The sequence below is a fragment of the Paenibacillus lycopersici genome, from assembly GCF_010119935.1.
Classification (GTDB): domain Bacteria; phylum Bacillota; class Bacilli; order Paenibacillales; family Paenibacillaceae; genus Paenibacillus_Z; species Paenibacillus_Z lycopersici.
Genome location: NZ_CP048209.1, coordinates 4,443,866 through 4,467,456, shown reverse-complemented (window position 1 = coordinate 4,467,456; position 23,591 = coordinate 4,443,866). Strand labels below are relative to the sequence as shown.

At 60.9% G+C, this 23,591-nt stretch carries 23 protein-coding genes, 1 tRNA gene and 1 pseudogene; 22 read left to right on the top strand and 3 right to left on the bottom strand.

The annotated features are described in order from the left end of the window. The first annotated feature begins 203 nt into the window (after positions 1 to 203). From GXP70_RS19765 to queC, 13 genes and pseudogenes are all read left to right on the top strand, one after another. A complete protein-coding gene (locus tag GXP70_RS19765) occupies positions 204 to 683 on the top strand; it encodes a TcaA NTF2-like domain-containing protein (RefSeq protein ID WP_162358429.1) in 480 nt (159 codons plus the stop codon). A gap of 94 nt (positions 684 to 777) precedes the next feature. Further along, complete coding sequence (locus GXP70_RS19760; protein ID WP_162358428.1) at positions 778 to 1,278, top strand: GNAT family N-acetyltransferase; 501 nt, start codon at positions 778 to 780, stop codon at positions 1,276 to 1,278. Between the two features lie 13 nt (positions 1,279 to 1,291). Beyond that, complete coding sequence (locus tag GXP70_RS19755; protein ID WP_162358427.1) at positions 1,292 to 1,909, top strand: hypothetical protein; 618 nt, start codon at positions 1,292 to 1,294, stop codon at positions 1,907 to 1,909. Positions 1,910 to 2,073: 164 nt separating this feature from the next. Further along, entirely contained in the window at positions 2,074 to 2,493 is a 420-nt protein-coding gene (locus GXP70_RS19750; protein ID WP_162358426.1) for a VanZ family protein, read from the top strand. Beyond that, entirely contained in the window at positions 2,490 to 3,209 is a 720-nt protein-coding gene (locus tag GXP70_RS19745) for a YjjG family noncanonical pyrimidine nucleotidase (RefSeq protein WP_162358425.1), read from the top strand. The genes GXP70_RS19750 and GXP70_RS19745 overlap by 4 nt, the downstream gene beginning before the upstream one ends. Then, a complete protein-coding gene (gene hisA, locus GXP70_RS19740) occupies positions 3,206 to 3,958 on the top strand; it encodes a phosphoribosylformimino-5-aminoimidazole carboxamide ribotide isomerase (protein ID WP_162358424.1) in 753 nt (250 codons plus the stop codon). The genes GXP70_RS19745 and hisA overlap by 4 nt, the downstream gene beginning before the upstream one ends. A gap of 118 nt (positions 3,959 to 4,076) precedes the next feature. Further along, positions 4,077 to 4,238 (top strand): annotated as a pseudogene (locus GXP70_RS19735) (DUF2500 domain-containing protein); the annotation flags it as partial. A 100-nt stretch (positions 4,239 to 4,338) separates the two neighbouring features. Further along, positions 4,339 to 5,556: a formaldehyde dehydrogenase, glutathione-independent gene (gene fdhA, locus GXP70_RS19730; RefSeq protein ID WP_162358422.1), complete on the top strand. Its 1,218-nt coding sequence runs from the start codon at positions 4,339 to 4,341 to the stop codon at positions 5,554 to 5,556. Positions 5,557 to 5,773: 217 nt separating this feature from the next. Then, complete coding sequence (locus tag GXP70_RS19725) at positions 5,774 to 6,226, top strand: GyrI-like domain-containing protein (protein ID WP_162358421.1); 453 nt, start codon at positions 5,774 to 5,776, stop codon at positions 6,224 to 6,226. Between the two features lie 187 nt (positions 6,227 to 6,413). Next, positions 6,414 to 7,217 (top strand): PhzF family phenazine biosynthesis protein, encoded by an 804-nt coding sequence (locus GXP70_RS19720; RefSeq protein ID WP_162358420.1) that lies wholly within the window; start codon positions 6,414 to 6,416, stop codon positions 7,215 to 7,217. A gap of 74 nt (positions 7,218 to 7,291) precedes the next feature. Then, complete coding sequence (gene queD, locus GXP70_RS19715; RefSeq protein ID WP_162358419.1) at positions 7,292 to 7,774, top strand: 6-carboxytetrahydropterin synthase QueD; 483 nt, start codon at positions 7,292 to 7,294, stop codon at positions 7,772 to 7,774. Next, positions 7,764 to 8,474 carry a 7-carboxy-7-deazaguanine synthase QueE gene (locus tag GXP70_RS19710; protein WP_162358418.1) on the top strand — a complete coding sequence of 237 codons (711 nt, stop codon included), beginning with the start codon at positions 7,764 to 7,766 and terminating at the stop codon, positions 8,472 to 8,474. Before queD ends, GXP70_RS19710 begins: the two co-directional genes overlap by 11 nt. A 1-nt stretch (position 8,475) precedes the next feature. Beyond that, positions 8,476 to 9,186: a 7-cyano-7-deazaguanine synthase QueC gene (gene queC / locus GXP70_RS19705; protein ID WP_162358417.1), complete on the top strand. Its 711-nt coding sequence runs from the start codon at positions 8,476 to 8,478 to the stop codon at positions 9,184 to 9,186. 115 nt (positions 9,187 to 9,301) lie between these two features. On the opposite strand, the gene GXP70_RS19700 is transcribed toward queC, so the two are convergent. After that, positions 9,302 to 10,501, bottom strand: coding sequence for a GGDEF domain-containing protein (locus GXP70_RS19700; RefSeq protein ID WP_162358416.1), 1,200 nt, complete (start codon positions 10,499 to 10,501; stop codon positions 9,302 to 9,304). A gap of 371 nt (positions 10,502 to 10,872) precedes the next feature. Between GXP70_RS19700 and GXP70_RS19695 the strand changes: the two genes are divergently transcribed. From GXP70_RS19695 to GXP70_RS19680, 4 genes are all read left to right on the top strand, one after another. Further along, positions 10,873 to 12,177, top strand: a complete 1,305-nt coding sequence (locus GXP70_RS19695; RefSeq protein WP_162358415.1) for a beta-propeller fold lactonase family protein — start codon at positions 10,873 to 10,875, stop codon at positions 12,175 to 12,177. Between the two features lie 569 nt (positions 12,178 to 12,746). Next, complete coding sequence (locus GXP70_RS19690) at positions 12,747 to 13,889, top strand: glycosyltransferase family 4 protein (protein WP_162358414.1); 1,143 nt, start codon at positions 12,747 to 12,749, stop codon at positions 13,887 to 13,889. A 13-nt stretch (positions 13,890 to 13,902) separates the two neighbouring features. Further along, positions 13,903 to 15,252, top strand: a complete 1,350-nt coding sequence (locus GXP70_RS19685; RefSeq protein ID WP_162358413.1) for a metallophosphoesterase family protein — start codon at positions 13,903 to 13,905, stop codon at positions 15,250 to 15,252. Then, positions 15,249 to 18,626, top strand: a complete 3,378-nt coding sequence (locus tag GXP70_RS19680; RefSeq protein ID WP_162358412.1) for an AAA family ATPase — start codon at positions 15,249 to 15,251, stop codon at positions 18,624 to 18,626. Before GXP70_RS19685 ends, GXP70_RS19680 begins: the two co-directional genes overlap by 4 nt. Before the next feature lie 113 nt (positions 18,627 to 18,739). Here GXP70_RS19680 and GXP70_RS19675 read toward each other — a convergent pair whose 3' ends face one another. Then, positions 18,740 to 19,780, bottom strand: a complete 1,041-nt coding sequence (locus tag GXP70_RS19675) for a YkvI family membrane protein (RefSeq protein ID WP_162358411.1) — start codon at positions 19,778 to 19,780, stop codon at positions 18,740 to 18,742. Between the two features lie 133 nt (positions 19,781 to 19,913). Here GXP70_RS19675 and GXP70_RS19670 point away from each other — a divergent pair, with 133 nt between their 5' ends. Next, a complete protein-coding gene (locus GXP70_RS19670) occupies positions 19,914 to 21,200 on the top strand; it encodes an ArsB/NhaD family transporter (protein ID WP_162358410.1) in 1,287 nt (428 codons plus the stop codon). Here GXP70_RS19670 and GXP70_RS19665 read toward each other — a convergent pair. Then, positions 21,174 to 21,905, bottom strand: a complete 732-nt coding sequence (locus GXP70_RS19665) for a hypothetical protein (RefSeq protein ID WP_162358409.1) — start codon at positions 21,903 to 21,905, stop codon at positions 21,174 to 21,176. The two genes, GXP70_RS19670 and GXP70_RS19665, sit on opposite strands and share 27 nt — an antisense overlap. 182 nt (positions 21,906 to 22,087) lie before the next feature. Here GXP70_RS19665 and GXP70_RS19660 point away from each other — a divergent pair, with 182 nt between their 5' ends. The 4 genes from GXP70_RS19660 to GXP70_RS19645 all read left to right on the top strand — a co-directional run bounded on the left by GXP70_RS19660 (position 22,088) and on the right by GXP70_RS19645 (position 23,544). After that, positions 22,088 to 22,660, top strand: a complete 573-nt coding sequence (locus GXP70_RS19660; RefSeq protein WP_162358408.1) for a xanthine phosphoribosyltransferase — start codon at positions 22,088 to 22,090, stop codon at positions 22,658 to 22,660. A 76-nt stretch (positions 22,661 to 22,736) separates the two neighbouring features. Next, a complete protein-coding gene (locus GXP70_RS19655) occupies positions 22,737 to 23,057 on the top strand; it encodes a hypothetical protein (RefSeq protein ID WP_162358407.1) in 321 nt (106 codons plus the stop codon). A 74-nt stretch (positions 23,058 to 23,131) separates the two neighbouring features. Beyond that, positions 23,132 to 23,341: a hypothetical protein gene (locus GXP70_RS19650; protein WP_162358406.1), complete on the top strand. Its 210-nt coding sequence runs from the start codon at positions 23,132 to 23,134 to the stop codon at positions 23,339 to 23,341. Positions 23,342 to 23,457: 116 nt separating this feature from the next. Continuing rightward, a tRNA-Leu gene (locus GXP70_RS19645) sits at positions 23,458 to 23,544 on the top strand. Positions 23,545 to 23,591 lie beyond the last annotated feature (47 nt).

Below are 23,591 nucleotides of genomic sequence, written 5' to 3'. Positions count from 1 at the left end.
GGCCGCGGTCGTCGCGGCGGAACGACCGCGATGCGGGAACCCGCCGGTGCCAAGCGTTACGGCGCTTGAGAGGCCGAAGAACGGCCTGCCGGGTTCATCGGACTTCCGATGATCCATCCGAACGATGGCTGCGCATGGATCCGCGAGCGGATCATGCGACGATAAGTAGAGGATGCAATTCATATGGACGGGAGATTGAAAGGATGTACAGGACGGCGATGCTTGGCATGCTGCTCGGTCTCGTTGTGCTGACCGGCGCCTGTTCGATTCAGAACGACCCTCCGAACCAGGACCCCGTCACGGGCGAACGAATCGACTATCGCGATTCATCGGGCGCTTCCGATGTCATGAAAGCTTACGAAGAATCCATGGTCGAAGCGGTCAATAAGAACCGCTTCTCGCTTGTGGAAGGACTGCTCGACCCGGACGGGCCGCTGTACAAGGAACAGGAAGGCCTGGTCCGCCGGCTCAGCGCCAAGCAAATCAAAGAGAAACTAATCCGCTATCAGACGATGAATATTCAGAAGATCAACGGTACCTATAAATTTTACATTATCGAGAAAATCGGCGTTTATTACCCCGACGGCAGATCGACGGTGAACGAGTACGAATGGATCTATACCGTTACGCAGCATCCCGTGACGAATGCCTTCAAAGTGTACAGCATCGAACGGTGGGAGTAGCCGTTCGGCCGCGGCCGGGAGAACGAGGAGCGCAGACGGAGCCGGTTTCGGCGCCGTCCGTTCAATCATGAATAAGCAGCCAAGAGGTGCAACAATGTCGAGCATAATTGCGTTTGAACCGTATAGCGGCCAATATTTGGAACGCGTCCGCGGCACGTACAACCATTTCGTGGCGCATACGACGGTTTCGTTCGATCTGTATCCGTACGACGCGGAGCAGATGCGTCAGCTGATCGAGCCGGTATCCGAGCTGTACCGCTCGTATGTCGTGCTGTACGCGGGCCGTTACGCGGGCTATATGCTGCTCACCCAGCATAAGAAGAAGCTTGCGTTCAACGTTACGGCCGAAGTGACGATCTACCTCGAGCCGGATTTCACGGGCAAGGGCATCGGTACCGAAGCGCTGCGGTTTCTGGAAGAGACGGCCGCATCGCTGCGTTTCCACTCGCTTATCGCCGCCATTTGCACGGAGAACGAAAGCAGCATCGCGCTGTTCTCGAAGCTCGGGTACAAGCAAGTGGCGCATTACGAGGAAATCGCCTACAAATTCGACCGCTGGCTCGATTTGGCTTGTTATCAGAAGAAGCTGAACTAAAGGCGGTGGTTACATGCGGGTTCGTGCGTCCGCAAGAGGCTTGGCGCTGTGCGCCGCCGCTGCGGTCATGCTTGTCGCGGGCTGCAGCGGGAACGCGGATAATCTCCGGAAGCGGCTGGACGCGCAGAACGAACAGCTGGCTGCGCTCAAGCGCGATAACGGTTCGCTGGCGAAGCGGCTGGACGAAGCGAACCGGAAGCTCGGCGAAGCGGACAGGCGGTTGACGCAGATGCAGGCGCAAGCCAGCGAAGAAGCGGAACAAGCGGCCGAGGATCCGTATGCCGACCGGACGGAGAACGATCTGCTGGTCGACCGGCGCCTCCCTGCGGATGCGGCCGGATTGCTGCTCCGGCTGATCGAAACGGTCAACGCCAAGCCGAAAGCGGACGACCAGATTTGGGCGCGCTTTTTTCAGGACCCGTCCCGCATGCGTTATTTTATCGAATCCGTCCTGGCGAAGCCGGAACTGACGTACGTCAAGCTGTTCTATCAAGGCGAAACGACGTATGCGAAGCCGGGCAAAGAGACGGTGTCGATGGTCGTCGTCGGCAAGCTGAAGACCGAAGGCGCCCATGCGTTCGCCATGACCGATACGAACGGCGCCGGATGGACGATCGTCGATGTCGATTGAAGCCGTCCCGCATGCCGTCACGGCCGCCGTTTCGGATACATGCATGCGCCATGGAATGAATCGCCGGCAGGCGGAATAGCTATAGTTGGCAAGGGGACAAGCGAATTGCCGCGGAGCGCGGCCGCGTTCTCCTTGGCAGGCCGGGAGGTGAGATTGCAGGTAGAATGAGGAAAGCCATTGCATGGATTACCATTGCGTATTCCCTCTTGCTGCTGTATTGGATGTTTATCGGGTTCGGGCGCACGCACCCGCAATTGCCGGGTTACAAGTACAACGTCGTGCCGCTGCAAACCCTCAAGCTTTATTTCCGGCATGCGGACAGCTTCCAATTCAAATACTGGATCGTGAACATCGTCGGCAACATCGCGGTATTCGCGCCGTTCGGCCTCTCCGTTCCGTATTTGCTGCGGATGCGGCTGTTCTCGTTCACCTGCTTCTTCATCTGCGTGCTGTTCCTGCTGGAGACGTTTCAGCTGCTGCTGCAGCGCGGCAGCTTCGATATCGACGATATTCTGCTGAACACGATCGGCGCGCTCATCGGCTTCGGATTGCTGCAGCTTATACGAAAGCGGGTGGTGATATGACCGCGTACAAGGCGATACTGTTCGATCTGGACAATACATTGCTCGATTACGATACGAGCGAGCGGGAGTCGATGCAGCGGACGATACGCGACCACGGGCTGACCGACCGGGAAGGCTTGACGTGGGAGCTGTTCTGGACGTCGTTCGCCCCGATCAATTGGACGTACTGGAGCGAGCGCATGGAGCGGAAGCTGCATATTTCCGACGTGCTGGATTATTCGTTTCGCGATACGCTGGTGCAGCTCGGCTTCGACGGCGCGCTGTCCAAGGCGCTTGCGAAGACGTACTGGGAGCTGTTCTGTTCCTCCTGCCTGCTCATGGACGGCGCGGAGGAGCTGCTGCCCGGGCTGCACGGCAGCTACGAGCTCGGCATCATCTCGAACGGCATCGGCGAAGCGCAGCGCAGACGGCTCGCGATCGGCGGCATCTCGCACTATTTCCCGCATCTGTTCATATCGGACGAGGTCGGCGTCGGCAAGCCGCATCGGCTGATCTTCGACAAAGCCGTCGACGCGCTTGACGCCGAGCGGTCGGAAATCCTGTTCGTGGGCGATTCGTTGACGGACGATTATGCCGGGGCAAGGGCCGCGGGCATCGATTTCTGCTACTATAATCCGCATCGCAAGCCGGCGCGGGAGGGGATAGCCCCGCATTACATCATCCATGAGCTGACCGAACTGAACGGCATCATGAAGAGAGAAGAGGAACCGCAGTGAAGTTCAGACCTTGCATCGACCTGCATAACGGCAAAGTAAAACAGATTGTCGGCGAAACGCTGGGGAGCAGCGGACAGGTCGTGGAAAATTTCGTCTCCGCGCACGATTCCGCGCATTACGCGGACATGTTCAAGCGCGACAAGCTGACCGGGGGCCATGTTATCATGCTCGGCGGCGGCAACGAAGAAGCGGCGCTCGCGGCGCTGCGCGCGTATCCGGGCGGCCTGCAGATCGGCGGCGGAATCCGGGCCGAGAACGCGGCGCTGTATTTGGAAGCGGGGGCGTCCCACGTCATCGTCACGTCCTACATCTTCCGCGACGGCGAGCTCGACATGGGCAATCTGCAGCGCATCGTCTCCGAGGTGGGGAAAGAACGGCTCGTCATCGATCTCAGCTGCAAGCAGAAGGACAATCAATGGGTCGTCGTGACGAATCAATGGAAGACGTACAGCAATTTCGTCGTGGACGCGGCCCATTTGCGAGAATTGGAAGCGTACTGCGATGAATTTCTAGTCCATGCCGTCGACGTGGAAGGGAAACGCACCGGAATACTGGCCACGCTCGTGGAGCAGCTGGCGCAGCAGGTGACGATCCCGACGACCTACGCCGGCGGCGCGCGGTCCTTCGGGGACTTGGAGCTGTTCCGTTCCTTGGCGAACGGCAAGCTCGACATTACGATCGGCAGCGCGCTCGATATATTCGGCGGCGCGTTGTCCTACGACGAGGTTGTCGCTTACTGCAGCCGGTAGCGGACGCCTGAAGACGCCAGCCTGCGCGCGACGCGGGACTGGCGTTTTTGATGATGAGCGCGCGTGCGCAAGCAGGGATTGTCTTCTAGCAATGACGAGTATCATCTTCCGCATTCATTACATAACCTTCGAAGTCGAGAGCGGCGACCGGATGGAATTTCAAGTGACCGGCGAAGAATCCGGCATGCTGGTCGAGGGGGACCAAGGCAAGCTGACGTTTCGGGGGACGCGCTACAAAGGTTTTCAACGTTACGGCAGCAAACAGACGGTGAGGGACTAATACTAATCGAAACAATGGATAGCTTTTCCCTCTGCAAGCGATTACAATGGTAGTGATTGCATGTCTTCATCGAATCCATGATAAGAGGAGTGGCAGATCAATGGCAGGAAATCGCGCGGTCGTCTATGACCGGCCAGGCAGGGTGGAAATTAGTGATATTGCGTATCCGGAGCTGATTTTGCGCGACGGTCCGGGCGTGAATCCGCTCAACGTCGGCAGAAAATGCGAGCATGGCGTCATTCTGAAAGTCATTACGACGAACATCTGCGGGAGCGACCAGCACATGGTGCGCGGACGGACGACCGCTCCGAGCGGCTTGGTGCTTGGACATGAAATAACGGGCGAGGTCATTGAAGTCGGCCGCGACGTGGAATTCATCAAGAAGGGCGATCTGGTATCCGTGCCGTTCAACATTGCTTGCGGACGGTGCCGGAACTGCAAGGAACGGAATACGAACGTCTGTACCAACGTCAATCCGGACCGTCCCGGTTCCGCATACGGCTATGTCGATATGGGCGGCTGGGTAGGCGGTCAATCCGAATACGTCATGGTCCCTTACGCGGACTTTCAATTGCTGAAATTCCCGGATAAAGACCGGGCGATGGAGAAAATCCTCGATCTGACGATGCTGTCGGACATCTTCCCGACAGGCTATCACGGCGCGGTCAGCGCAGGCGTCCGTCCGGGCTCGACGGTCTATATCGCAGGCGCCGGACCCGTCGGACTCGCCGCCGCGCATTCCGCGCAGCTGCTTGGCGCATCCGTCGTCATCGTCGGCGACTTGAACGCCGAGCGTCTGGCGCAAGCGAGAAGCTTCGGCTGCGAAACGGTCAACCTGCGGGAGCACGCGAACTTGGCGGAGCAGATCGATCAAATTCTCGGCGTGCCCGAAGTGGATTGCGCCGTCGACTGCGTCGGCTTCGAGGCGCACGGCCACGGCAAGTCGCACGGCGAAGCGCCGGCGACGGTGCTCAACTCCATTATGGAAGTGACGCGCGCCGGCGGCAGACTGGGCATTCCGGGCTTGTACGTGACGGGCGATCCGGGCGCGGTGGATGAAGATGCGAAGATCGGCACGCTCAAGATCCGCTTCGGTCTCGGCTGGGCGAAATCGCACACGTTCGTCACGGGTCAGACGCCGGTCATGCAATATAACCGCGAGCTGATGAGCGCGATCTTAAGCGGCCGGGCGCAAATCGCCAAAGCGGTCAACGCCACGCTCATATCGCTGGACGAAGCGCCGGCGGCATACAGCGAGTTCGATCAAGGCGCTTCGAAGAAATTCGTCATCGATCCGCACGGTTCCGTCAGACGCTAACGGAAGAAGTCCGGCCTTGCCGGAAGGATCGGCGAGAGACCCGTTTTGCCCCTCGCGGGCGGGACGGGTCTTTTTGTTGGGCGCGCTCGGGGAACGGTAAAAGTCGACTATAGGCAAATAAGTAGTACCGCGCCAACCGGAGACATGGTACACTGAGTACGGGTCAAACCTTCAAACAGCCGAAGGCAATGAAATTGCATGCGGGAGGTCATTCGCGGTGAATAATTGCGCCTTGATTACCAAGCCGGCAATGAATGTGGTGGGCATCAGCTATTGCGGTCCTTATTCTACGTTCCCGGATGAAGCCATTCATCTGCAGAGTGAGTTTCTCTCCAGAAAACACGAAATCGAAGGCGACGTCAAAACATCGGTGCTGTACAGTCCTTATTTCGGCAATGAAGTTTTCGCTACGTATTGGGCATGCTTCGAGGTGCCGCATTTGGAGCAGGTTCCTGCAGGCATGGTACAGTTCACCATTCCTCAGCGCACGTACGCCATGGCGGTATGCACGTACGAACGCATCGGCGAAGGCTATGAGCAGTTGACGGCGTGGATGAACGAGCAGAAGCTGAGCAGGCGGGAGAACGCCGTATCGCTGGAAATATTCTATATCGACGAGCATCTGGAAGCCGAGCAGGTCGAGCTGCTCATTCCGATCGAAGAAGAATAAACGCGCTTGGTATGCGACACTGCCCGGCGGCTGAAGACAGCCGTCAAGGGGCGGTGTTTTTTGCGTAAGGAAATCGGTCCGATGCCGGCGGCAACGGGAAACGGGATGGGAGAATCGGCGGGTTTTCCGTACGATTGAGAAGCCTTATTCGGCTTCAACCCTGCGAATGATTCGGGAGGTGCGTGACATGTCGTTAGCGATATCCATTATTGATGCATTTACGAAAGAACCGTTCCGCGGCAATCCGGCAGCGGTCTGCGTGCTGGAGGAGGAGCGAGGTGCCGAGTGGATGCAGCGCGTCGCCGCCGAGATGAATTTGCCGGAGACGGCTTTTCTGCGCCGCCGCCAAGACGGCAGCTACGACCTTCGCTGGTTTACGTCGACGCACGAGGTCGATCTGTGCGGCCATGCCACGCTTGCCAGCGGCCATTATTTGTGGACGAACGGGCAGCTGAGGCAGGACGAGCCGGCACGGTTCCATACCCGCAGCGGATTATTGACCGCGGAGCGGACGGAAGAAGGCATTACGCTCGACTTTCCGGCCGAGCGTGCCGAACCGGTCAACGCGCCGGAGGAGCTTATTGAAGGGCTTGGCCTTATCCCGCGATTTGTCGGCCGCAATCGGATGGACTATCTGGTAGAGGTCGACAGCGAGGCAACGGTGCGCACGCTTCGGCCGGACCTCGGGCTGCTGGCTCGCGTCGAAGCCCGCGGCGTGATCGTGACGAGCAAGGGAGCGCCGGGCGCTTCGCCGGCGTACGATTTCGTCTCCCGCGCCTTCTATCCGGCAACCGGAACGGACGAAGATCCGGTGACGGGCTCGGCCCACTGCGCCTTGGCGCCGTATTGGCAGCGCCGGCTGCGGAAGGACGAGTTCCTCGCGTACCAGGCCTCGGCTAGAGGGGGAGAGCTGCGCATCGCCCTTCGCGGCGGGCGGGTATTCATGACCGGACGGGCCGTAACGGTGCTGACGGGGCAGTTAAAGGTATAAGACAACGCTAGATACCGCTGCCGCATTGTGCTATAATATCATATTGCAGTTGTATACAGAGGAAGGTGTGGAACGTGACTTACGAGATTCCGAAGCATATTCAGCAGTTCGGTGTCGATATTGACGAGCGGCAGCTCCGTTATCATAACCGGCGGGTGCTCGTTTCCAAAGAATTTACTTTTGACAGCGCGCATCATCTGCATCTCTACGAAGGAAAGTGCAAGAGCCTCCATGGCCATACGTATAAGCTTCAAACGATCCTGTCCGGCACGACCGACAATCGCGGACTGACGATCGATTTTACCGATATGAAACGAATCGCGAAAGAGCGGATCATCGACAAGCTCGACCATCGGTACCTGAACGAGGTGCTACCGCCGATGAACACGACGGCCGAGAACATGGTCGTATGGATGTACGAGCAGCTGCACGACGCGCTCGTCGAAGAAGGCCATTACCCGAATGTGCGTATCGAGGAGATCCGGTTGTGGGAGACGCCGACCAGCTATGCGGCGGTTACGCGGGCGTTGATGGAGGCGGACGAGCATGCCGGCTAACGAGACGGGGCTGGAGCCGCGCGCCATTCGGCTGCCCATGGTGGAAATTTTCGAAACGGTCGAAGGCGAAGGCACGCGTGCCGGGTTTCCGACCGTTTTTGTACGTCTGTTCGGCTGCAACCTGCGCTGCGTCTGGTGCGATACGAAATACAGCTATCCACCGGCCGAAGCGGAGATGACGATGACGATCGACGAGATCGTCGCGCAGGTCGAAGGACAGTACAAGTCGGAGCATATCTGCATGACCGGCGGCGAGCCGCTGCTGTATGGCAGCCGGTCCGGCGCCCTGCTGGAGGCGCTGTGCGGCATCGAGCGCATCAAGGACGTGCACGTGGAGACGAACGGCGCGATCGATTTGGCTCCGTTCCTGCGGGACATTGCATCGCCGAAGGCGCGGTATATCATGGATTACAAGCTGCCGGATTCCGGCGAGAACGAGGCGATGCTGCATGACAATTTCGCGCTTCTGCGCCCGCAGGACGAAGTGAAGTTCGTCATCGCGAGCGACGCGGACTTCGATTATGCCGTGAAGGTGCTTGCCGAATATCCGACCAAGGCGCTTGCGCTGTTCAGCCCGGTATGGGAAAGCATGCCGCCGGCGAAGCTGGTCGAACGAATGCTCGCTGCGGGCTTGACGGGGGTCAAGCTGAACATGCAGCTGCACAAAATCATTTGGGATCCCGCCCAGAGAGGTGTATAAGTTGACGAAAAAAGCGGTCATTATATTGAGCGGAGGATTGGACAGCACGACCTGCATGGGCTATGCGAAAGAAGCGGGCTATGAGTTGTATCCGATCTCCTTCCACTACGGCCAACGCCACATCATCGAGCTGGAGAACGCGCGCGCGGTAGCCGAATTTTACGGCACGGCCGACCGGTATAAAGTCGTGCAGCTCGGATTTCTGCGCGAATTCGGCGGCAGCGCGCTGACGGACGACACCATAGACGTGCCGAAGACGGGCGCCGATCCTGAATCCATGCCCGAATCCGACGAGCCGGGCGAAATCCCGGTGACGTACGTGCCCGGCCGCAATCTGCTGTTCCTGTCGATTGCGACGTCCTATGCGGAAACCGTCGGCGCGGAAGCGATCTATATCGGCGTCAATGCGCTGGATTACAGCGGCTACCCGGACTGCCGTCCGGAATTCATCGCGAAGGTGCAGGAAGTGATCGCGCTCGCGACCAAGGTCGGCGCGGAAGGCAAGCCGATCTCGATCGAAACGCCGCTCATTCATCTGACGAAGGCGGGCATCGTCGCGGAAGGCACGCGCATGGGCGTGCCGTACGATCTGACGACGTCCTGCTACAACGGCGAGAAGGAAGCCTGCGGCGAATGCGACAGCTGCCGCCTGCGGTTGAAAGGTTTCGCCGAAGCGGGCATGACCGATCCTATTCCATACAAACAGCGTTAAGCTGCGACGAAAGCAAGACAGCTCCGAGCATAGGGACGAACCTTCGTCCCTTGCCGGAGCTGTCTTGCGTTATGTATGCCGCGATAACCGTATATAAGTCGATGAAAGCCGTTCGTTATGCCTGTGCTTTCGATTTGCCGGCGCCTTCGGCCGACCGCGGCCGGGTGCGCATGGAGGCGTGAAGCGTTACTTTGTTCTTGCCCGTCGTCTTGGACTGGTACATCGCTTCGTCGGCTTGCGCGACAATCTCGGCGATGGACGCGCCTTCGCGCGACAGGCTGACGCCGACGCTGATCGTAACCATCGTTTCTTGCTCGACCCGGCTGCGAATCGCTTCGGCGACCGTTTCCGGCTTGATGCCCGGAGCGGCGACGAGACCCAGCAGCTCTTCGCCCCCGTAGCGGCCTGCGGTGCCGATGCCTGCGGTTTCTTCGCGAATAATGTCGGCGACCTGCTTCAGCACGCCGTCCGCCCTGTGGTGGCCCTGCGTGTCGTTCAGCTTCTTGAAGTTATCGATGTCGCAGAATATAATCGCGATCCGCTTCGTATCCCGCAGCAGCTGCTCCGCCTTCTTGTTGAAGTGCCGGCGGTTGTACAAGCTCGTCAAGCCGTCGGTAATCGAGGATTGGAACGTCATCAGGAGCCGTTCAAGCACCCATTCGAACAAGAGCAGGAACAGCAGTCCGTAGTAGATGACCGGCAGAAATTGGCTCAGTATGACGAGCATCGGCACTTTGCCGTGAAAGACGTACCGGTCGGCCATCTCCGCGATCTGACGCGCGAAATAGACGATCAGGCTGGCCGAGTAGGTGAAGCGCTGATCGATCCCGCGCAGGTTCAGCAAGATGACGAAGTTCAAGATTAAGCCGTAGAAATCGACGGCGAGAAAGTTGACCGATTCCGCTTCCGGTCCCGCAAGCATGATGTTCGGCGTGAACGCCACCTGCGCCGCCGTAACGAGCGCAAGGCCGGCGATCATGAGCAGGAACGGAAATCCTTTCAACTTGGCCGAACGGCCGGTATATAACTTCATGAACACGAAATTGATGATAATAAACGCAAGCAGGTCGAGGAAGATGACGGTAAGCTGCCAGTACGGAGCCGTCGTCCGACCGGAGCAGGCGATGCCGAGCACGGCCGCGTTCTGGATCAATCCCACGAGCAGCAAGAGAATGAGCACGAGATAAGTTCGATTGCGCCGATAGCTTTGATACAGCTTAATCGCCATGAACAGCATGAGGACGAGAATGGTCATGACACATGCGGATGCGAAAACGTGGCCGGATAGGCCGGCCAGCCAAGGAATGAACGTCATATTTCAACCACCTAGAATGAGAGTGCGAACAAGGTTGATTATCGGCAAGAGGACGGATTTTCGTGAGCATACGGAAACATATGTTCTAGTATAGCATAAGTTCGCGGATGAAGTCTTTAATACGTCGGATCCATTATGAGCTGTTCGAATTCCGAGAACAGAAAGCGCAAAGTACTTCGCAAACTCGGCGATCGCAAGCGCAGGAATGCCTTATGCCTATGCCGTCCCGCCGGCGGAGTACGCAACTGCCGCCGCATGCGCATTACGCCGCGGCAGCTGCGGCAAATGCTCCGTTTACTGCGCGACTTCAACGCCTTGATTCCGCCCGCCCTCTCGGTCCAGGAGCCCGAGGCGGTCAGAACCTGCGGCAGATGCTCTTCCGCTTAAACCGGCTGGTCGGTCTGCTGTGTCCCCTGAACCGTGAGCGGATCCTCCGCCTGGCGCTGCTGGATTCGATACTGGCGAAGCTGGTCGTGCCGATCGCGTTCGTCACCTCCGCCGCCGTCGATATGCGCATCTTCAATACGCTCGTCCAAATCGTCACGCTCGTCCAAATCGTCGCGCAGCCGCTTGTCGTCAATTCCGTCGTCCGGAACGAGCCGACCCAGCTCATTCAAGCCATCGACAACTCGTTAAGCATCGTCATCGACAACGTCCTTGCGGGCGCGGAAGGTCCCCAGGGACCGGCTGGACCCGCAGGCCCGGCCGGACCCCAAGGGCCGAACGGGCTGCCAGGTCCGGAAGGCCCTCCTGGACCGAGAGAGCTGCCGGTCAATCGCATCTATGTGTCGTCGGAGAATCTCGTTACGGTAATCGACGGCAATACCGACACCGTGACGGCGACGATACCTTTGGGCACGGGCACGGCGACGATTCAGGGCATCGCCGTCAATCCGACGACGAGCCGCGTCTACGCGGTCAACCGCACCAGCGCCCAAGTCATCGTCATCGACGGGGACACCGATACGATCCTGCATTCGCTTTCCGTGGATCCGCTGCCGTTTTATCCGGCGGTAGAGGTATCCACCAATACGATACTCGTTACCTGCGGTTTGTTCGATACGGTAAACGTGATCGAAGGAAACACCGATTCGATCATCAAAAAGATCTCGGTCGGGTTGACGCCCGGCGGCATCGCGGCCAATCCGGTTACCAACCTCGTCTATACGTCCAACGGGAACACGTCCGCCGGAAGCGGGAGCGTCTCCGTTATTGACGCGATTACGAATACGCGGATCGCGCCGGACGTGCCGATCGGCAGAAATCCGGGTCTTATCGCCGTGAATCCGGCCACGAACCTGGTTTACGTAGCGGGCTTCGACACCCCGAACGTCACGGTCATTAACGGAGCCAACAAATCCGTGCTCGCGACGATTACCGCGGGTATCGGAGCCCAGCCGTTCGGCGTGGCGGCGAACCCGGCGACGAACCTGATTTACGTGGCGAACCGGGGCAGCAATACCGTATCGGTCATCCAAGGAGCGACAAGCACGGTAGCATTGACCATACCGGTCGGCCCCAGGCCGCTCGGCGTCGCCGTCAACCCCCGCACGAACCGAATTTACGTGGTGAACGGCGGGGACGGCACGTTGTCCGTTATCGACGGGGAGACCAGCACGGTCGTACAGACGATCGGGATCGGGCTTACTCCGTTCGATGTCGCTGTACAATTCTAGGAACGTATCTCTAGCAACGTCACTAGGAACGCCGCCCGCGGCAACGGTCGCATGCCGGTCTAAGCGCGCGGTTCGCATTGTGGCCACAAGAAGACATCTCCGCCGGGAGAGCGGGGGGAGATGTCTTCTTGTTGCATGGTGCGCCCGGCATGGGCGATAACTAGGCGGTGAAAGTCCGCTACAGGCTTGGCAGTAGGAACTGTTCGCCGAAGGCAAGGGTGTCTTGACCGCTTTCATGGCTATCGGACGTACATACGAAGGGACAGGACTTGCGGAAGCCGGAGATACGTGGCAGGCCTGCCAATGGGGAAGCGCCGTCCTTCACGGCGTTGGCGCTTCCCGCACGCGGTCAAACCATTTAAGCGGCGACAGACGTTTTCCGATCGGATCGCACATATCATACCTTAAGAACGGCTCTTCGATATTCACTCCTGTGCCAAGCACGCGGAACGGATGGAAAATCATGGAATTGCTGGCGCGTTATTGCAGGCAGGGCATTGAGGAAAGATTGCTCTAAAGGCCGAATTGCCACTATAATGAACAGACACAGTGGTTTGGGAGGGCTTGAGATGAACATTTTGCAGGCACTTTTTTTCCCCCCGGAGCAGCCTGGCGGCGTGTCCTCCATGGTCCCGTACATTCAAGAGCGGTTCAGTAAGCTCGGTTGGCCGATGGAGCTGTTCTCGCTGCCGAAGCGGGTAAGAGGGAAGGGACAGGAGCCCGTTTCATTCGATACGTTCGATGTCGTTCATTACGAGGGCAATCCGATTATCGATAAATATTTGCAGACGTACCGCGATTACGTCTGGTGGACGAAGCTGCGCATCAAGAAGAACTACGATATCATCCATGCGCATCATCCGATCTCCGCGCTCGTCATGAAGCAGCTGTACCCGGATATCCCGCTTGTCATGACGATCCACTCCAGCTTCGAGCGCGAGCTGATCCTGAACGGCAAAATCGTCGAAGGCGGCATGGAGCACCGTTTCCTGACGGCGGTATACGGCGAGCTCGAATCGAAGGCGGAACGGATCCTTACGCCGTCGGCATCGTTCCGCGAATACTTGCGGCCGTACGTCAAGGACGCCGACCGGATTCAAGTCATTCCGAACGGCTTCGACGAGAAGCGGTTCCGGCCGATTTCCCACGAGAACGCGGTCGTGCAGCTGATAACCGTCTGCCGGCTCGTACCCGCGAAAGGACTCGACGTGCTCCTTCGCGCATGCGCGCAGCTCAAGGCCAGGGGCCATGCGTTCGTGCTCCATATCATCGGCGACGGACCGTGCCGGGAGGAGCTGGAACGGCTGGCGCAGGAGCTGAACCTGTACGACGATATTATCTTCTACGGCTATATGCTGCACCCGGAAGAGTTCATGCCGTTCTTCGACGTGTTCGTGCTGCCGTCGCGGGCGGAAGCCTTCGGCTCCGTGTTCGCGGAGGCGGCCCTGTGCTGGCTGGCGCTCGTCGGCACGAACGTGGGCGGTATCGCCGAGCAGATCGACGACGGCGTGAACGGCTTGCTGGTGGAGCCCGAGAATCCGGCCGCGCTCTGCAACGCGCTGGAGAAGGTCGTGTCCGACCGGGATTACCGGTACAATATGGCCCGGGCGGCATGGAACAAGGCGAAGAAGGCGTACTCCCTGCAGCGGGTAATCGCCCAGCTCAAGCAGGTGTATACGGAAATCAAACCGGAACCGGAAGCGGCGGAGTAGAGGGAGAGGAAACATGGGCGTCTCGTTTCGGTTTATACATGCCGCGGATCTGCATGTCGACAGTCCGTTTCGCGGCCTTACGGAAGTGCCTGCGCCCGTGCGCGAGGCGCTTCAGGCGTCGACGTTCGAAGCGGTGAGCAGGCTTGTGGACGCGGCGATCGGCGAGGAGGCCGATTTCGTCGTCGTCGCGGGAGATCTCTACGATTCGGCGGACCGCTCCCTTCGCGCGCAGCTGGCGCTTCAGAAGGAATGGCTGAGGCTGCATGCCCACGGCGTGCGGCTTTTTGTCATTCACGGCAATCACGATCCGCTGTCCGGCCAGCAGGCCGCGCTGCGCTGGCCGGACAGCGTCCGTTTCTTCGGCGCCGAGCGTCCCGAGCAAGTGCCCGCTTACACGAAGCAAGGGGAACTGGCGGCTTACATAACCGGCATGTCGTACGGCTCGCGGTCCGTGACGGCGAATTTGGCGGCGAGCTATGTCCCTCGGCGCGACGGCGCATTCGGGATCGCGCTGCTCCATGGCAATGTCGACGGCAATGCCGGCCACGATCCGTACGCGCCTTGCAGGCTGGACGAGCTGGTCGGGGCCGGGTTCGACTATTGGGCGCTCGGCCACATCCATCAGCGCGCGGTGCTGCATGAATATCCCCATGTCGTCTATGCCGGGAATACGCAGGGCAGGCATGCCAAGGAGACGGGGGCAAAAGGCTGCTATGTCGTCGACGTCGCGGCTTCGCATGAAGTCGCGCTTCGTTTCGTGCCGCTCGATTCGGTGCGCTGGCTGCAGGCGGAGACGGCGATCGACGGCATGGCGGCGGAGCAGGAGCTGCTGGACGCGATGGAGGATGCGGTCTCGAAAGCGTACGCGGCATGCGAGGGGCGTTCGCTGATGATGCGCCTCACGTTTGTCGGACGAGGGCCTTTGCACGCGGCATTGGGCAATGCGGAGCGGCTGCAGGAGCTGCTTGCCGGACTGCGGGAGCGCGTGGCCGAGCCCGGATGGCAGTCGGCTTTGCCTGCGGGCGGCGCTGAAGCAAGCTGGTGCTGGGTTAGCGAAATCGAGGCGTCGACGGCCCCGGAATTGGATTATGGGGCGCTGGCGGAGGAAGACAGCTTCGTCGGCGAGCTGATCCGCGGCAGCAATATGGCGGCGAGGGATAGAGACTTGCTGCAGGCGTTGACGGAGGAGGCGATGCTTCCCCTGCTCGGATCGCCGAAGCTGCGCAAGCGAGTGCGGAACGCGATGGAGAGGCGGGCCGAGGATTGGCTGGACAAGGCCAGGGCGTTATCGGCCGGCCTGCTCGCCGCGGAGCCGGAGACGAACGCGACGGGCGCGAAGGATCAAGGAGGGGAATCGTCGTGAGACTGCTTAAGCTGCACGTGGAAGGGTTCGGCAAGCTGAGCGGCGTTGCCTGCGATCTGGCCGCGCCGGTAACGATCGTTTACGGGCCGAACGAGGCGGGCAAAAGCACGCTGCTCCATTTCCTTCGCGCGATGCTGTACGGGTTCGCGAATCGAGGGAGCCGGACGGAGCGTCTGGAGCCGGTGAACGGCGGGCGCCATGGAGGAAGGCTCTACTTTGCCGACGAGGCCGGCCGTTCGTTCGTGATGGAGAGGTACGGCGCTTCGTCCGGCAAGGTGACGGTGCGCAGGCTGGCTGCCGGCGGCGCCCGCGAAGAAGGCGCGGAACAAGCCGACACGCTGACGCAGCCGCAATGGGAGCGGCTGTATCTGGGGGGCATCGGCGAGCGCGTATTCCGCGAGCTGTTCGCGATTACGCTGACGGAGCTGCAGGCGATCGGCATGCTCGAAGGCGACGAGCTGGGCAAGCAGCTGTACCATGCCGGCTGGAACGGCGGGAGCGCGATCGCCGGCGCGGAGAAGCTGCTGCAAGGCCAGCTGGACGATCTGTTCAAGCCGCGCGGAAGCAATCAGCGGATGAGCAAGCTGCTGAAAGCGCTGGACGAGACGGAAGAGCAGCTGCGGAAGCTGGAGGACGGCATCGCGGCGTTTAACGAATTGACGCATGCGATCGCCGAAACGGAACGCGGGCTGGCTGACGTCGAAACGCGCATGCCCGGCTTGCGGAGCCGGAGCGCGCTGCTTGAGCGGGCAGCGGAGCTGCGGCCGGCCTGGATGCAGCGGCTCGCGCTGCTCCAGGAGCTGGATGCGCTTCAAGACGCGCCGCGGCTTGCCGCGGATGCAAGAAGCCGCTGGGAATCGCTGGCGAACGAGCTGCTCCGCGCCCGCGAGGAGCTCCGGGAAGCGGAGGCGTCGGCGCTATTGCTGGAAGGCCGGTTGGAACGGCTGCAGCTCGACCGGGAGCTGCTCGACCGCCGGGCGGACATCGATACGTTAATGCTGTCCGACCGCCAAATCGCGGCCGCGAAGCAATCCATGACCGAGCTGGCGGCCGAGCAGGAAGAGCATCGGGAGGCCGTTAAGCGGCTGCTGCTGCGGATTTCGCCGTCGTGGACGGAGGCGTCGCTGCGCGCGTTTCTCGCCGGGGTCGCGGAGCGGGAAGCCGTGCGCGCGCACCGGTCTTCGCTGCAGGACGCCGAGCGGGCGCTGCAGGCCGCGGATGCCGAGCATCGCGCCGCGCTCGGCCGCGTGCGGGAAGCGGCGCTTGCGGTGGAACCGTCGGGACTGGCGGATGCGGAAGACACGGGCGGGACGGGAAGAGCCGGCAATCGCGGGAGCGGCGAAGCCCGCACAGGCGGCAGCTTGCAAGGGTCGGCGGCTGCCTGGGGGGATGACGAAGCGCTTGCGGCCATTTTCCGCTTGCTGCCGCAGACGGGCGATGCGCTTCGCTATGCCGCGCGCCAGTTCGAGGACGCGTGGCGCGAGCTGGAGCTTGCCCTGCTGCGCGAGCGGCATGAAGCCGGCGAGGCCGCTGCCTTGCCGCGCCGGCTTGGAGGCGCCGCCGCCGGTTATGGGGCGGCGGCGGCGGTTTTGGCCGCCGGCGCGGCGGCGCTCGCGGCGGCCGGCCAGGCCGCGGCCGCCGTCGCCGCCGGCGCAGCCGCGGCCGCGCTGGCGGTGCCGGCGCTGCTGCGGCTCGCGCGCCCGCAAAGCGGCGACGGCCGCGCCGCGCGCAGCGGCCTCGCGCGCTCGCGGCGCGCGGCCGTGCCTGCGGTGGCTGTCGGCGCAGGCACGGCCGCGGCCGCGGAGCAGCGCGCGCTCGCGGCGCTGGGCGCGCTCGTCGCCGTGCCCGGCGGCGCGCTGGCGCTGCTGCTGCCGCGCGAGCGCGCCGCCGGCGGCGCTGCCGCAGCCGCGCCGCTGCGCGAAGCGGCGGCCGCGCGCGAGCCGACGCTGCCGCCCCGCGGCGCCGCTGCGCCAGGCCCGGCGCAGCTGCTCGCGCGCCTGCGCGCCGCGATCGACGCGCGGCAGGACGAGCTCCGCGCGCAGGCCAGCGGCGCCGAGCGGCGCGCGGAGCTCCTGCGCGCGCATGCCCGGCTTCGCGCGCAGGAGCGATCCGCCCGCGCCGCGGCCGACGCGGCGGCGCAAGCGTATGACGCGGCCGCGGCCGCGTGGCGCGACTGGCTGACGGCGCGCGAGCTGCCGCCGATCTTGTCGCCCGAAGCCGCGATCGAAACGATCGAGCTCGCCGAGCAGGCGCAGCTTCGCTTGCAGGCGCAAGAGCGCGCGGCGGGCAAGGCCGCGCGGCTGCGCGAAAGCATCGCGGCCTTCGAGCAGGCGGCCGGCGCGCTCTGCGAAGCTTTTCCGGTCGCCGTACGCCTGGCGCACGGCGACGCCGCTGCCGGACTGCGCCTGCTGCAGGCGGAAGCCGCCAAGCAATCGGCCGTCCAGGCCGAGCGGGAGGAGCTGCGGACGAAGCTGACGGAGCAGGCCATGCGGATCGCAAGCCTGGAGCGAAAGCTGGAGGAGCTGGAGCGGCAGCGGGATCGCTGGTTCGCGGCCGGCAAGGCGGCCGATGAGCCGGAATGGCTGACTGCGCTTCAGCGCTCGGAGCGTTTGGCCGGCATCGAGCTGGAGTCGTATAAGCTGAACGCGGCGATAAGCGCCGGCTTCACGGAAGAAGATTCGGCGCTTCTGGCGGAGTGGTACGCCAGCACGGACGAGACGGGGCTGCGCGACATGCTCGCGGACGCCAAGACGGCATGGCGGGAGGCTGAAATCGCCCGCAGCGAGCTGCAGGAGCGGCTCGGCCGTCTGAAGCAGCGGCTGGAGCTGCTCTTGAAGGACGGGGACCGGCAGCGGCTCATCGGCGAGCGCGAGCGGCTGAATGCGGCCTTGGAGCAGTTGATCGACCGGTACGCGGTGCTGTCCGTCAGCATGACGATGATCAAGCGCACGAAGCGGATCATGGAGGAACAGCGCCAGCCCGGCGTGCTGCGCGAAGCGTCGCGCTTGATGGGCATGCTGTCGGAAGGGCGATACAAGCGAATATCCATGCCGGAGGGAGAGCGGACGATCGCGCTGGAGACAGCCGACGACCGCATCGTCGAAAGCGGTTTTCTGAGCAGGGGAACGGCGGAGCAGCTGTATCTCGCGATGCGTTTCTCGTTGGCGGGCGAAGCGGCGGCGGTGCATCAGCTGCCGCTGCTGCTGGACGATCCGTTCGTCAATTTCGATTACGATCGGCTGCAAGCGGCGGCAGGCGTGCTCGAAGAGCTGGCGGAGCAGCGGCAGATCGTCTTCTTCACCTGCCACGCGCATATGCGGGATCTCTTCATGAAACGGCTGCCGGGCGCGCGGCTGATCGCGTTGAACTCCTGAATCCGCGATCGGACGCAGCAGCAAGATGCCATGGCAAGCGCTGCCTCGCTCGGGCGCGAGTACTCGAGCGAGGCAGCGCGATTTGCGTTTCTACCTATGTTTCGTCCGCCGGTTCACTCCCGAACGGGGGGCCGATGGCGGATCAACAGGATCAGCCAGCCGAGGCTGATCAGGCCGAAGATCGGATAGAGCGTCGAGAGCAGCGGTCCGAACCCGATTTGGCTGGCGAAGTAGCAAGCGCCGAGCGTCAAGGTCGTCAGCATCGTGCGGGACAGCTTGATGCGCTCCTGCAGCTGCAGCGTAAGCCCGTATATATCCGCGATCAGCGTCGTGAAGATCTCGGCGAAGATCAGGAAAATATACACCCACTGGATGCCGTGCCCGAGCTCGCGCGCGATGCCGCCCATCGGAATGGCGAACTGCTGGATGCCCGGCATGTAGACGGAGAGCGCGATATGGCCGGACAGCAGCATGAATCCGATGCCGATGCCGCCGACCCAGGAGCCGTAGACGATCGTTTTGCGGTCTTTCATCGCTGCGCCGAGCGGCACGAGGACGGCCTGCGCCATCGACAGATTGAACGCCGCGTACAGGAAGGGCGAGGCCCATACCGCGAACGGCGAGAAATCGCTCTTCAGCAGCAGCCAGCGTCCGGAGCCCGGCGTTTGCACCGTATCGATAATGATCAGTACCGTGAACAGCAGCATGGCCGGGACGACGATCGCGTTAACGGTCAGAATCGCGTTCATGCCTTTGCGCAGCAGGAGGAAGCAGCCGACGATCGTCAGCAGCAGGCCCGATTGGTAGGAGAAGTTCCAGTTCTCGGAGAAAATCGCGCCGGCGCCGGCCAGCATGACCGCGCAAACGCCGAATAAGACCAGCTGCATGAAATGGCTGATCCACCTGCCGAACCGGTCGCCGAACAGCACTTTATTGACATCCTCGTAGGATTTGGCTTGCACGTCGTTCGAGATGAGCATCATTTTCGCGCCGAGCCAGACGAACATCAACGTGGCCAGCAGAATCGTAAGCGCGCCCATGAAGCCGAAGCGGGTGAAGAACTGCAGGATTTCCTGGCCCGTGGCGAAACCGGCGCCCACGACCGTGCCCATGTACGTAAAAGCGATTTGCAATATCGTACCGATCCGTTTCATGCTTCGATCATTACCTGCCTTTCGGTCACCTTGACAGCCTGTAATTCTATAGGTATGTCCAAGCGCGGACAGGCATGACTATTACATGACTATAATTCGAAAACTTGACATTGAAGGCAGTTGATCCGATCCAATGGCTTTGGTTACGGCCGTCGGCGTGTTCGCGATCGCGCTTGCGCTCATCGTATGGAAGCCGAAGGGGCTTCACGAGGCGATTACCGCCTTGGCCGGTGCGGCGCTGTTGTTCGCGATGGGCATGCTGGATGTTGGCGACGCGGCATATATTTGGCATTTCGTTTGGGATGCGACATTTTCATTGATCGGCATAATGATGTTTACGTCGCTGCTGGACGCGAACGGTTTCTTCCGCTGGGCGGCGCTCCATATCGCGCGGCGGTTTCACCGCCGTCAGCTGCGGCTCCTCGTCGGACTATGCGCCCTCGCCGCCGGCATTACGATCTTCTTCAATAATGACGGGACGATTCTGATCATGATTCCGATCGTGCTGGAGGTAACGGCGCTGCTGCGCCTCTCGCGGACGGTCCGGATCGCGTTCCTGCTCGGCGTCGGCCTGATGGCCGACACGGCGAGCGCGCCGCTGATGATGAGCAATTTGACGAATATTTTGACGGCGGATTTTTTCGGCTTGACGTTCGGGGAATACGCGCGGACGATGATGTTTCCGGGCTTTGTCGCAATCGCGGCGACGATCGCGGCAACGACGGCGTATTTCGGCAGGAGCATTAAGCGGGAAGAGAAGCAGCGCGAAGCGCCGGATGAGTTTCCGGATCCGGCCACGGCGGTCCATGACATGCGGCTGTTCAAGCTGTCCTGGATTATTATCGCGTTCATGCTGGGCGGTTATTTGGTATCGGGGAAGGTCGGCTTGCCCGTCGCGGTCATCGCGCTCGGGGGAGCGGCCGTTCAGTGGGCGGTCAATATGTCTGTCGGACTGGGGGATATCCGAACGACCGTGCGCCGTACGCCGTGGTCTATCGTCGTCTTCGCGCTGTCGATGAATCTGGTCGTCTACAGCTTGTACTTGCACGGCGCCATCGATTGGTTTCCGCGCGCGCTGACGCCGTTGACGGAACAAGGCCCGCTGATCGGCATCCTCGGCTCCGGCGGCATGTTCTCGCTGCTGAGCGCCGCCGTCAACAATTTGCCGGCGGTGCTTGTGTCGTCGCTCGCGATTCACGATTCCGGCGGTCCGCATTATTTGGCGTATGCGAGCCTTCTCGGCACTTCGGTAGGCGCCAAGCTGACGCCGATCGGCTCGCTCGCGACGCTGCTATGGCTGCAGCTGCTCCGCAAAGGGGGCATCGATATGACGTGGCGCGAGTACGCCAAATACGGCATCGTACTGACGCTGCCGATCCTGTTCTGCGCGCTCCTAGCCTTGTGGCTGACGATCGGCTGAGAACAGCTTGATGGACACGATCCGGTTGTTCTGCGGGTCGAGATCCAGCTTCAGCAGCGCCCCGGCCGCTTCGTAAGCAATGACGCTTGTAGTCCGGGTGCTGGGCTTGCCGAGCGCCTTGACGGCGGCGTTGCCGCTGTCCCCGATGCGCAGCCCGCTTAAGCCGGTCACGGCCGCTTTGCCGAACGCTTCCACGAAGACGACCTTCTTGTCGCTGCCGTATCCGACGGCGTAATCGGCATATTCGTCGACGGTCAGTTTACGGGTTCCGTCTTCCAGCGGATACGTGTCGAGCGGCTTGCCGAGCTTCGCGCCGGCTTCCGATTTCGGTTCCCCGAGCGCGACGCCGATCAGGCGGGGCGCTTCGGCGTTCCAGGCGGCATCGGCCGCAGGCCCTGTAGTCTTACCGGGTTTGACGGCTGCGGCGCCTTCGGAAGATTCCGTCGTCGCGTTCGGAATCGCCGCCGCTTCGCCGTCCTCATCCGTGTCCTTCACGGCAGCGTAGGAACCTTTGTCCTTCGCATTATAGGTTTTCTGGGGGCTGTCCGATTCCGGGCCGGGGTCGGCATGCCGGATCGCCGCGCGATCGTCGTTTCCGGCTGGCTGCGAGCTGTCTCCGGCGCCGAGCTGGCAGCCCGTAACGGACATGGCCAGCAGCGCGGCAGCGGCGGCGCCGGCGGCTCTTCGGGCATAATTGAATTTCATGGCAAGAGACCTCCTGATGGTGCTCCGATAATGTTACGTAAGATCATTGTAATATGTAGACGCCGGGAATGGAAGAAAGTTGCAGCCGATTTCGTTCCTCGCGGATCGCCTGCGCGTTCAGTTGCGCGGATTGAAACCATATGGTACCTTTAACGGAAAAAGATTTGGTGGAGGGAACGCGAATGGAGCTGCTAAAAGAACGTATTTTGCGCGAAGCTTCGATTATTAACCAAGACGTCCTGAAGCTGGACGCACTGCTGAATCACCAGGTCGATCCGCGGCTAACGATGGAGATGGGCAAGGAATTCGCCCGCCTGTACGCGGAAACGCCGATCACGAAAGTCATCACCGTCGAGTCTTCCGGCATTCCGGTTGCCTTCGCGACCGCTCTGGCGCTGAACGTGCCGCTTGTGTTCGCCCGCCGGAAGAAGACGCTGATCGCCGATTCGGACGCTTATACCGAGCGGGTACCGTCGTTTACGAAGGGCATCGTGACGGACATCATGGTTTCCCGTCAATTCCTGTCACCGGACGATACGGTGCTGTTCATCGACGACATTATCGCCAACGGAGACGCTGCCAGAGGGCTGATCAAAATCATCGAGCGCTCCGGCGCCAAGCTCGCCGGTCTCGGCATCGTCGTGGAGAAATCGTTCCAGGCCGGCGCGCGGACGATACGCGAGCAGGAGATCCGCGTCGAATCGCTCGTCAAAATCGCTTCGCTTGAAGGCGGCCAAATCCGCTTCGAGCAGTAAGCCGGAATCCGCATCTTTTCGAGATTCGCGTTTTGACTTATAATGATCCTAAGTACGGATGGGGGAGGCACAGATTATGGCTAAGCTATCAGCTGAGTATTTATTAACCAAGTTGTCGGACGCGAAAACCCATTTTGAACGTGCGCTCGATTGCAAGCATACGGAGTTCGATGACTTGTATCCTTATATGATCGAGCATCCGCAGTTTTTCTGGTACAAACGGTATGTCGCCTGGTCGGAGCTGCTTACGATCGTGAAGCTGTCGGAAGAGCTTGAGATCGACTGGAAAGGCAATTTCACGGAGAAGCAGGCCGAATACGTCGAGAGCCGGGTCATGTCGTCGCGCGTGCTGGACGAATGGTACGAGACGAATGATTCCAAGGAACACGTAAGCTAATTCAGCTATGAACGGGAACCTCAACGCCAGCGCTCGCCGCGGTCTTGAGGTTCTTTGAGCATTGGGGGCAGCGTATGATTACGGAAGAACAACTGGATCGCTATCGCATCGATGGGACGCCACTTCGGGTCGTCCGCGACAATTTCGAGATCAACGACGTGCTCGGCATTGTCGTCGCGTGGGACGAAGAGCATGTCGTGATCCGCAAGCGGAACCGCAAAGTCGTCAAGTTAAGCCGAGGCTATGTCTATGAGCCTGTAACAGCACCGCGAAGCGAAGTATAACAGAGCTGGAGATATTGTTAGAAAATTAGAACTTTAGCGTGTTTCTTGACTTCGAGCAGGTCAGATGATAATATAAAACACGTGATTGCGGCACTGTCGCAGTCGATCTGCCAGATGCGGTCGTGGCGGAATTGGCAGACGCGCTAGATTCAGGTTCTAGTGGTGTAACAGCCGTGGAGGTTCGAGTCCTCTCGACCGCACCAACCTTATACGTTCAAGAAGCCTTGCTGATGCAGGGCTTCTTTTTTGC

What these genes read in the sequence shown, in the direction of transcription:
- GXP70_RS19750 (WP_162358426.1), top strand. Translation starts at nt 2,074, where the DNA reads ATGAGGAAAGCCATTGCATGGATTACCATTGCGTATTCCCTCTTGCTG.
- GXP70_RS19650 (WP_162358406.1), top strand. Translation starts at nt 23,132, where the DNA reads ATGATTACGGAAGAACAACTGGATCGCTATCGCATCGATGGGACGCCA.
- GXP70_RS19710 (WP_162358418.1), top strand. Translation starts at nt 7,764, where the DNA reads ATGCCGGCTAACGAGACGGGGCTGGAGCCGCGCGCCATTCGGCTGCCC.
- GXP70_RS19695 (WP_162358415.1), top strand. Translation starts at nt 10,873, where the DNA reads ATGCTCTTCCGCTTAAACCGGCTGGTCGGTCTGCTGTGTCCCCTGAAC.
- GXP70_RS19665 (WP_162358409.1), bottom strand. Translation starts at nt 21,905, where the DNA reads ATGAAATTCAATTATGCCCGAAGAGCCGCCGGCGCCGCCGCTGCCGCG.
- GXP70_RS19765 (WP_162358429.1), top strand. Translation starts at nt 204, where the DNA reads ATGTACAGGACGGCGATGCTTGGCATGCTGCTCGGTCTCGTTGTGCTG.
- GXP70_RS19700 (WP_162358416.1), bottom strand. Translation starts at nt 10,501, where the DNA reads ATGACGTTCATTCCTTGGCTGGCCGGCCTATCCGGCCACGTTTTCGCA.
- GXP70_RS19685 (WP_162358413.1), top strand. Translation starts at nt 13,903, where the DNA reads ATGGGCGTCTCGTTTCGGTTTATACATGCCGCGGATCTGCATGTCGAC.
- GXP70_RS19660 (WP_162358408.1), top strand. Translation starts at nt 22,088, where the DNA reads ATGGAGCTGCTAAAAGAACGTATTTTGCGCGAAGCTTCGATTATTAAC.
- GXP70_RS19675 (WP_162358411.1), bottom strand. Translation starts at nt 19,780, where the DNA reads ATGAAACGGATCGGTACGATATTGCAAATCGCTTTTACGTACATGGGC.
- GXP70_RS19670 (WP_162358410.1), top strand. Translation starts at nt 19,914, where the DNA reads ATGGCTTTGGTTACGGCCGTCGGCGTGTTCGCGATCGCGCTTGCGCTC.
- GXP70_RS19745 (WP_162358425.1), top strand. Translation starts at nt 2,490, where the DNA reads ATGACCGCGTACAAGGCGATACTGTTCGATCTGGACAATACATTGCTC.
- GXP70_RS19720 (WP_162358420.1), top strand. Translation starts at nt 6,414, where the DNA reads ATGTCGTTAGCGATATCCATTATTGATGCATTTACGAAAGAACCGTTC.
- GXP70_RS19690 (WP_162358414.1), top strand. Translation starts at nt 12,747, where the DNA reads ATGAACATTTTGCAGGCACTTTTTTTCCCCCCGGAGCAGCCTGGCGGC.
- GXP70_RS19755 (WP_162358427.1), top strand. Translation starts at nt 1,292, where the DNA reads ATGCGGGTTCGTGCGTCCGCAAGAGGCTTGGCGCTGTGCGCCGCCGCT.
- GXP70_RS19760 (WP_162358428.1), top strand. Translation starts at nt 778, where the DNA reads ATGTCGAGCATAATTGCGTTTGAACCGTATAGCGGCCAATATTTGGAA.
- GXP70_RS19655 (WP_162358407.1), top strand. Translation starts at nt 22,737, where the DNA reads ATGGCTAAGCTATCAGCTGAGTATTTATTAACCAAGTTGTCGGACGCG.
- fdhA (WP_162358422.1), top strand. Translation starts at nt 4,339, where the DNA reads ATGGCAGGAAATCGCGCGGTCGTCTATGACCGGCCAGGCAGGGTGGAA.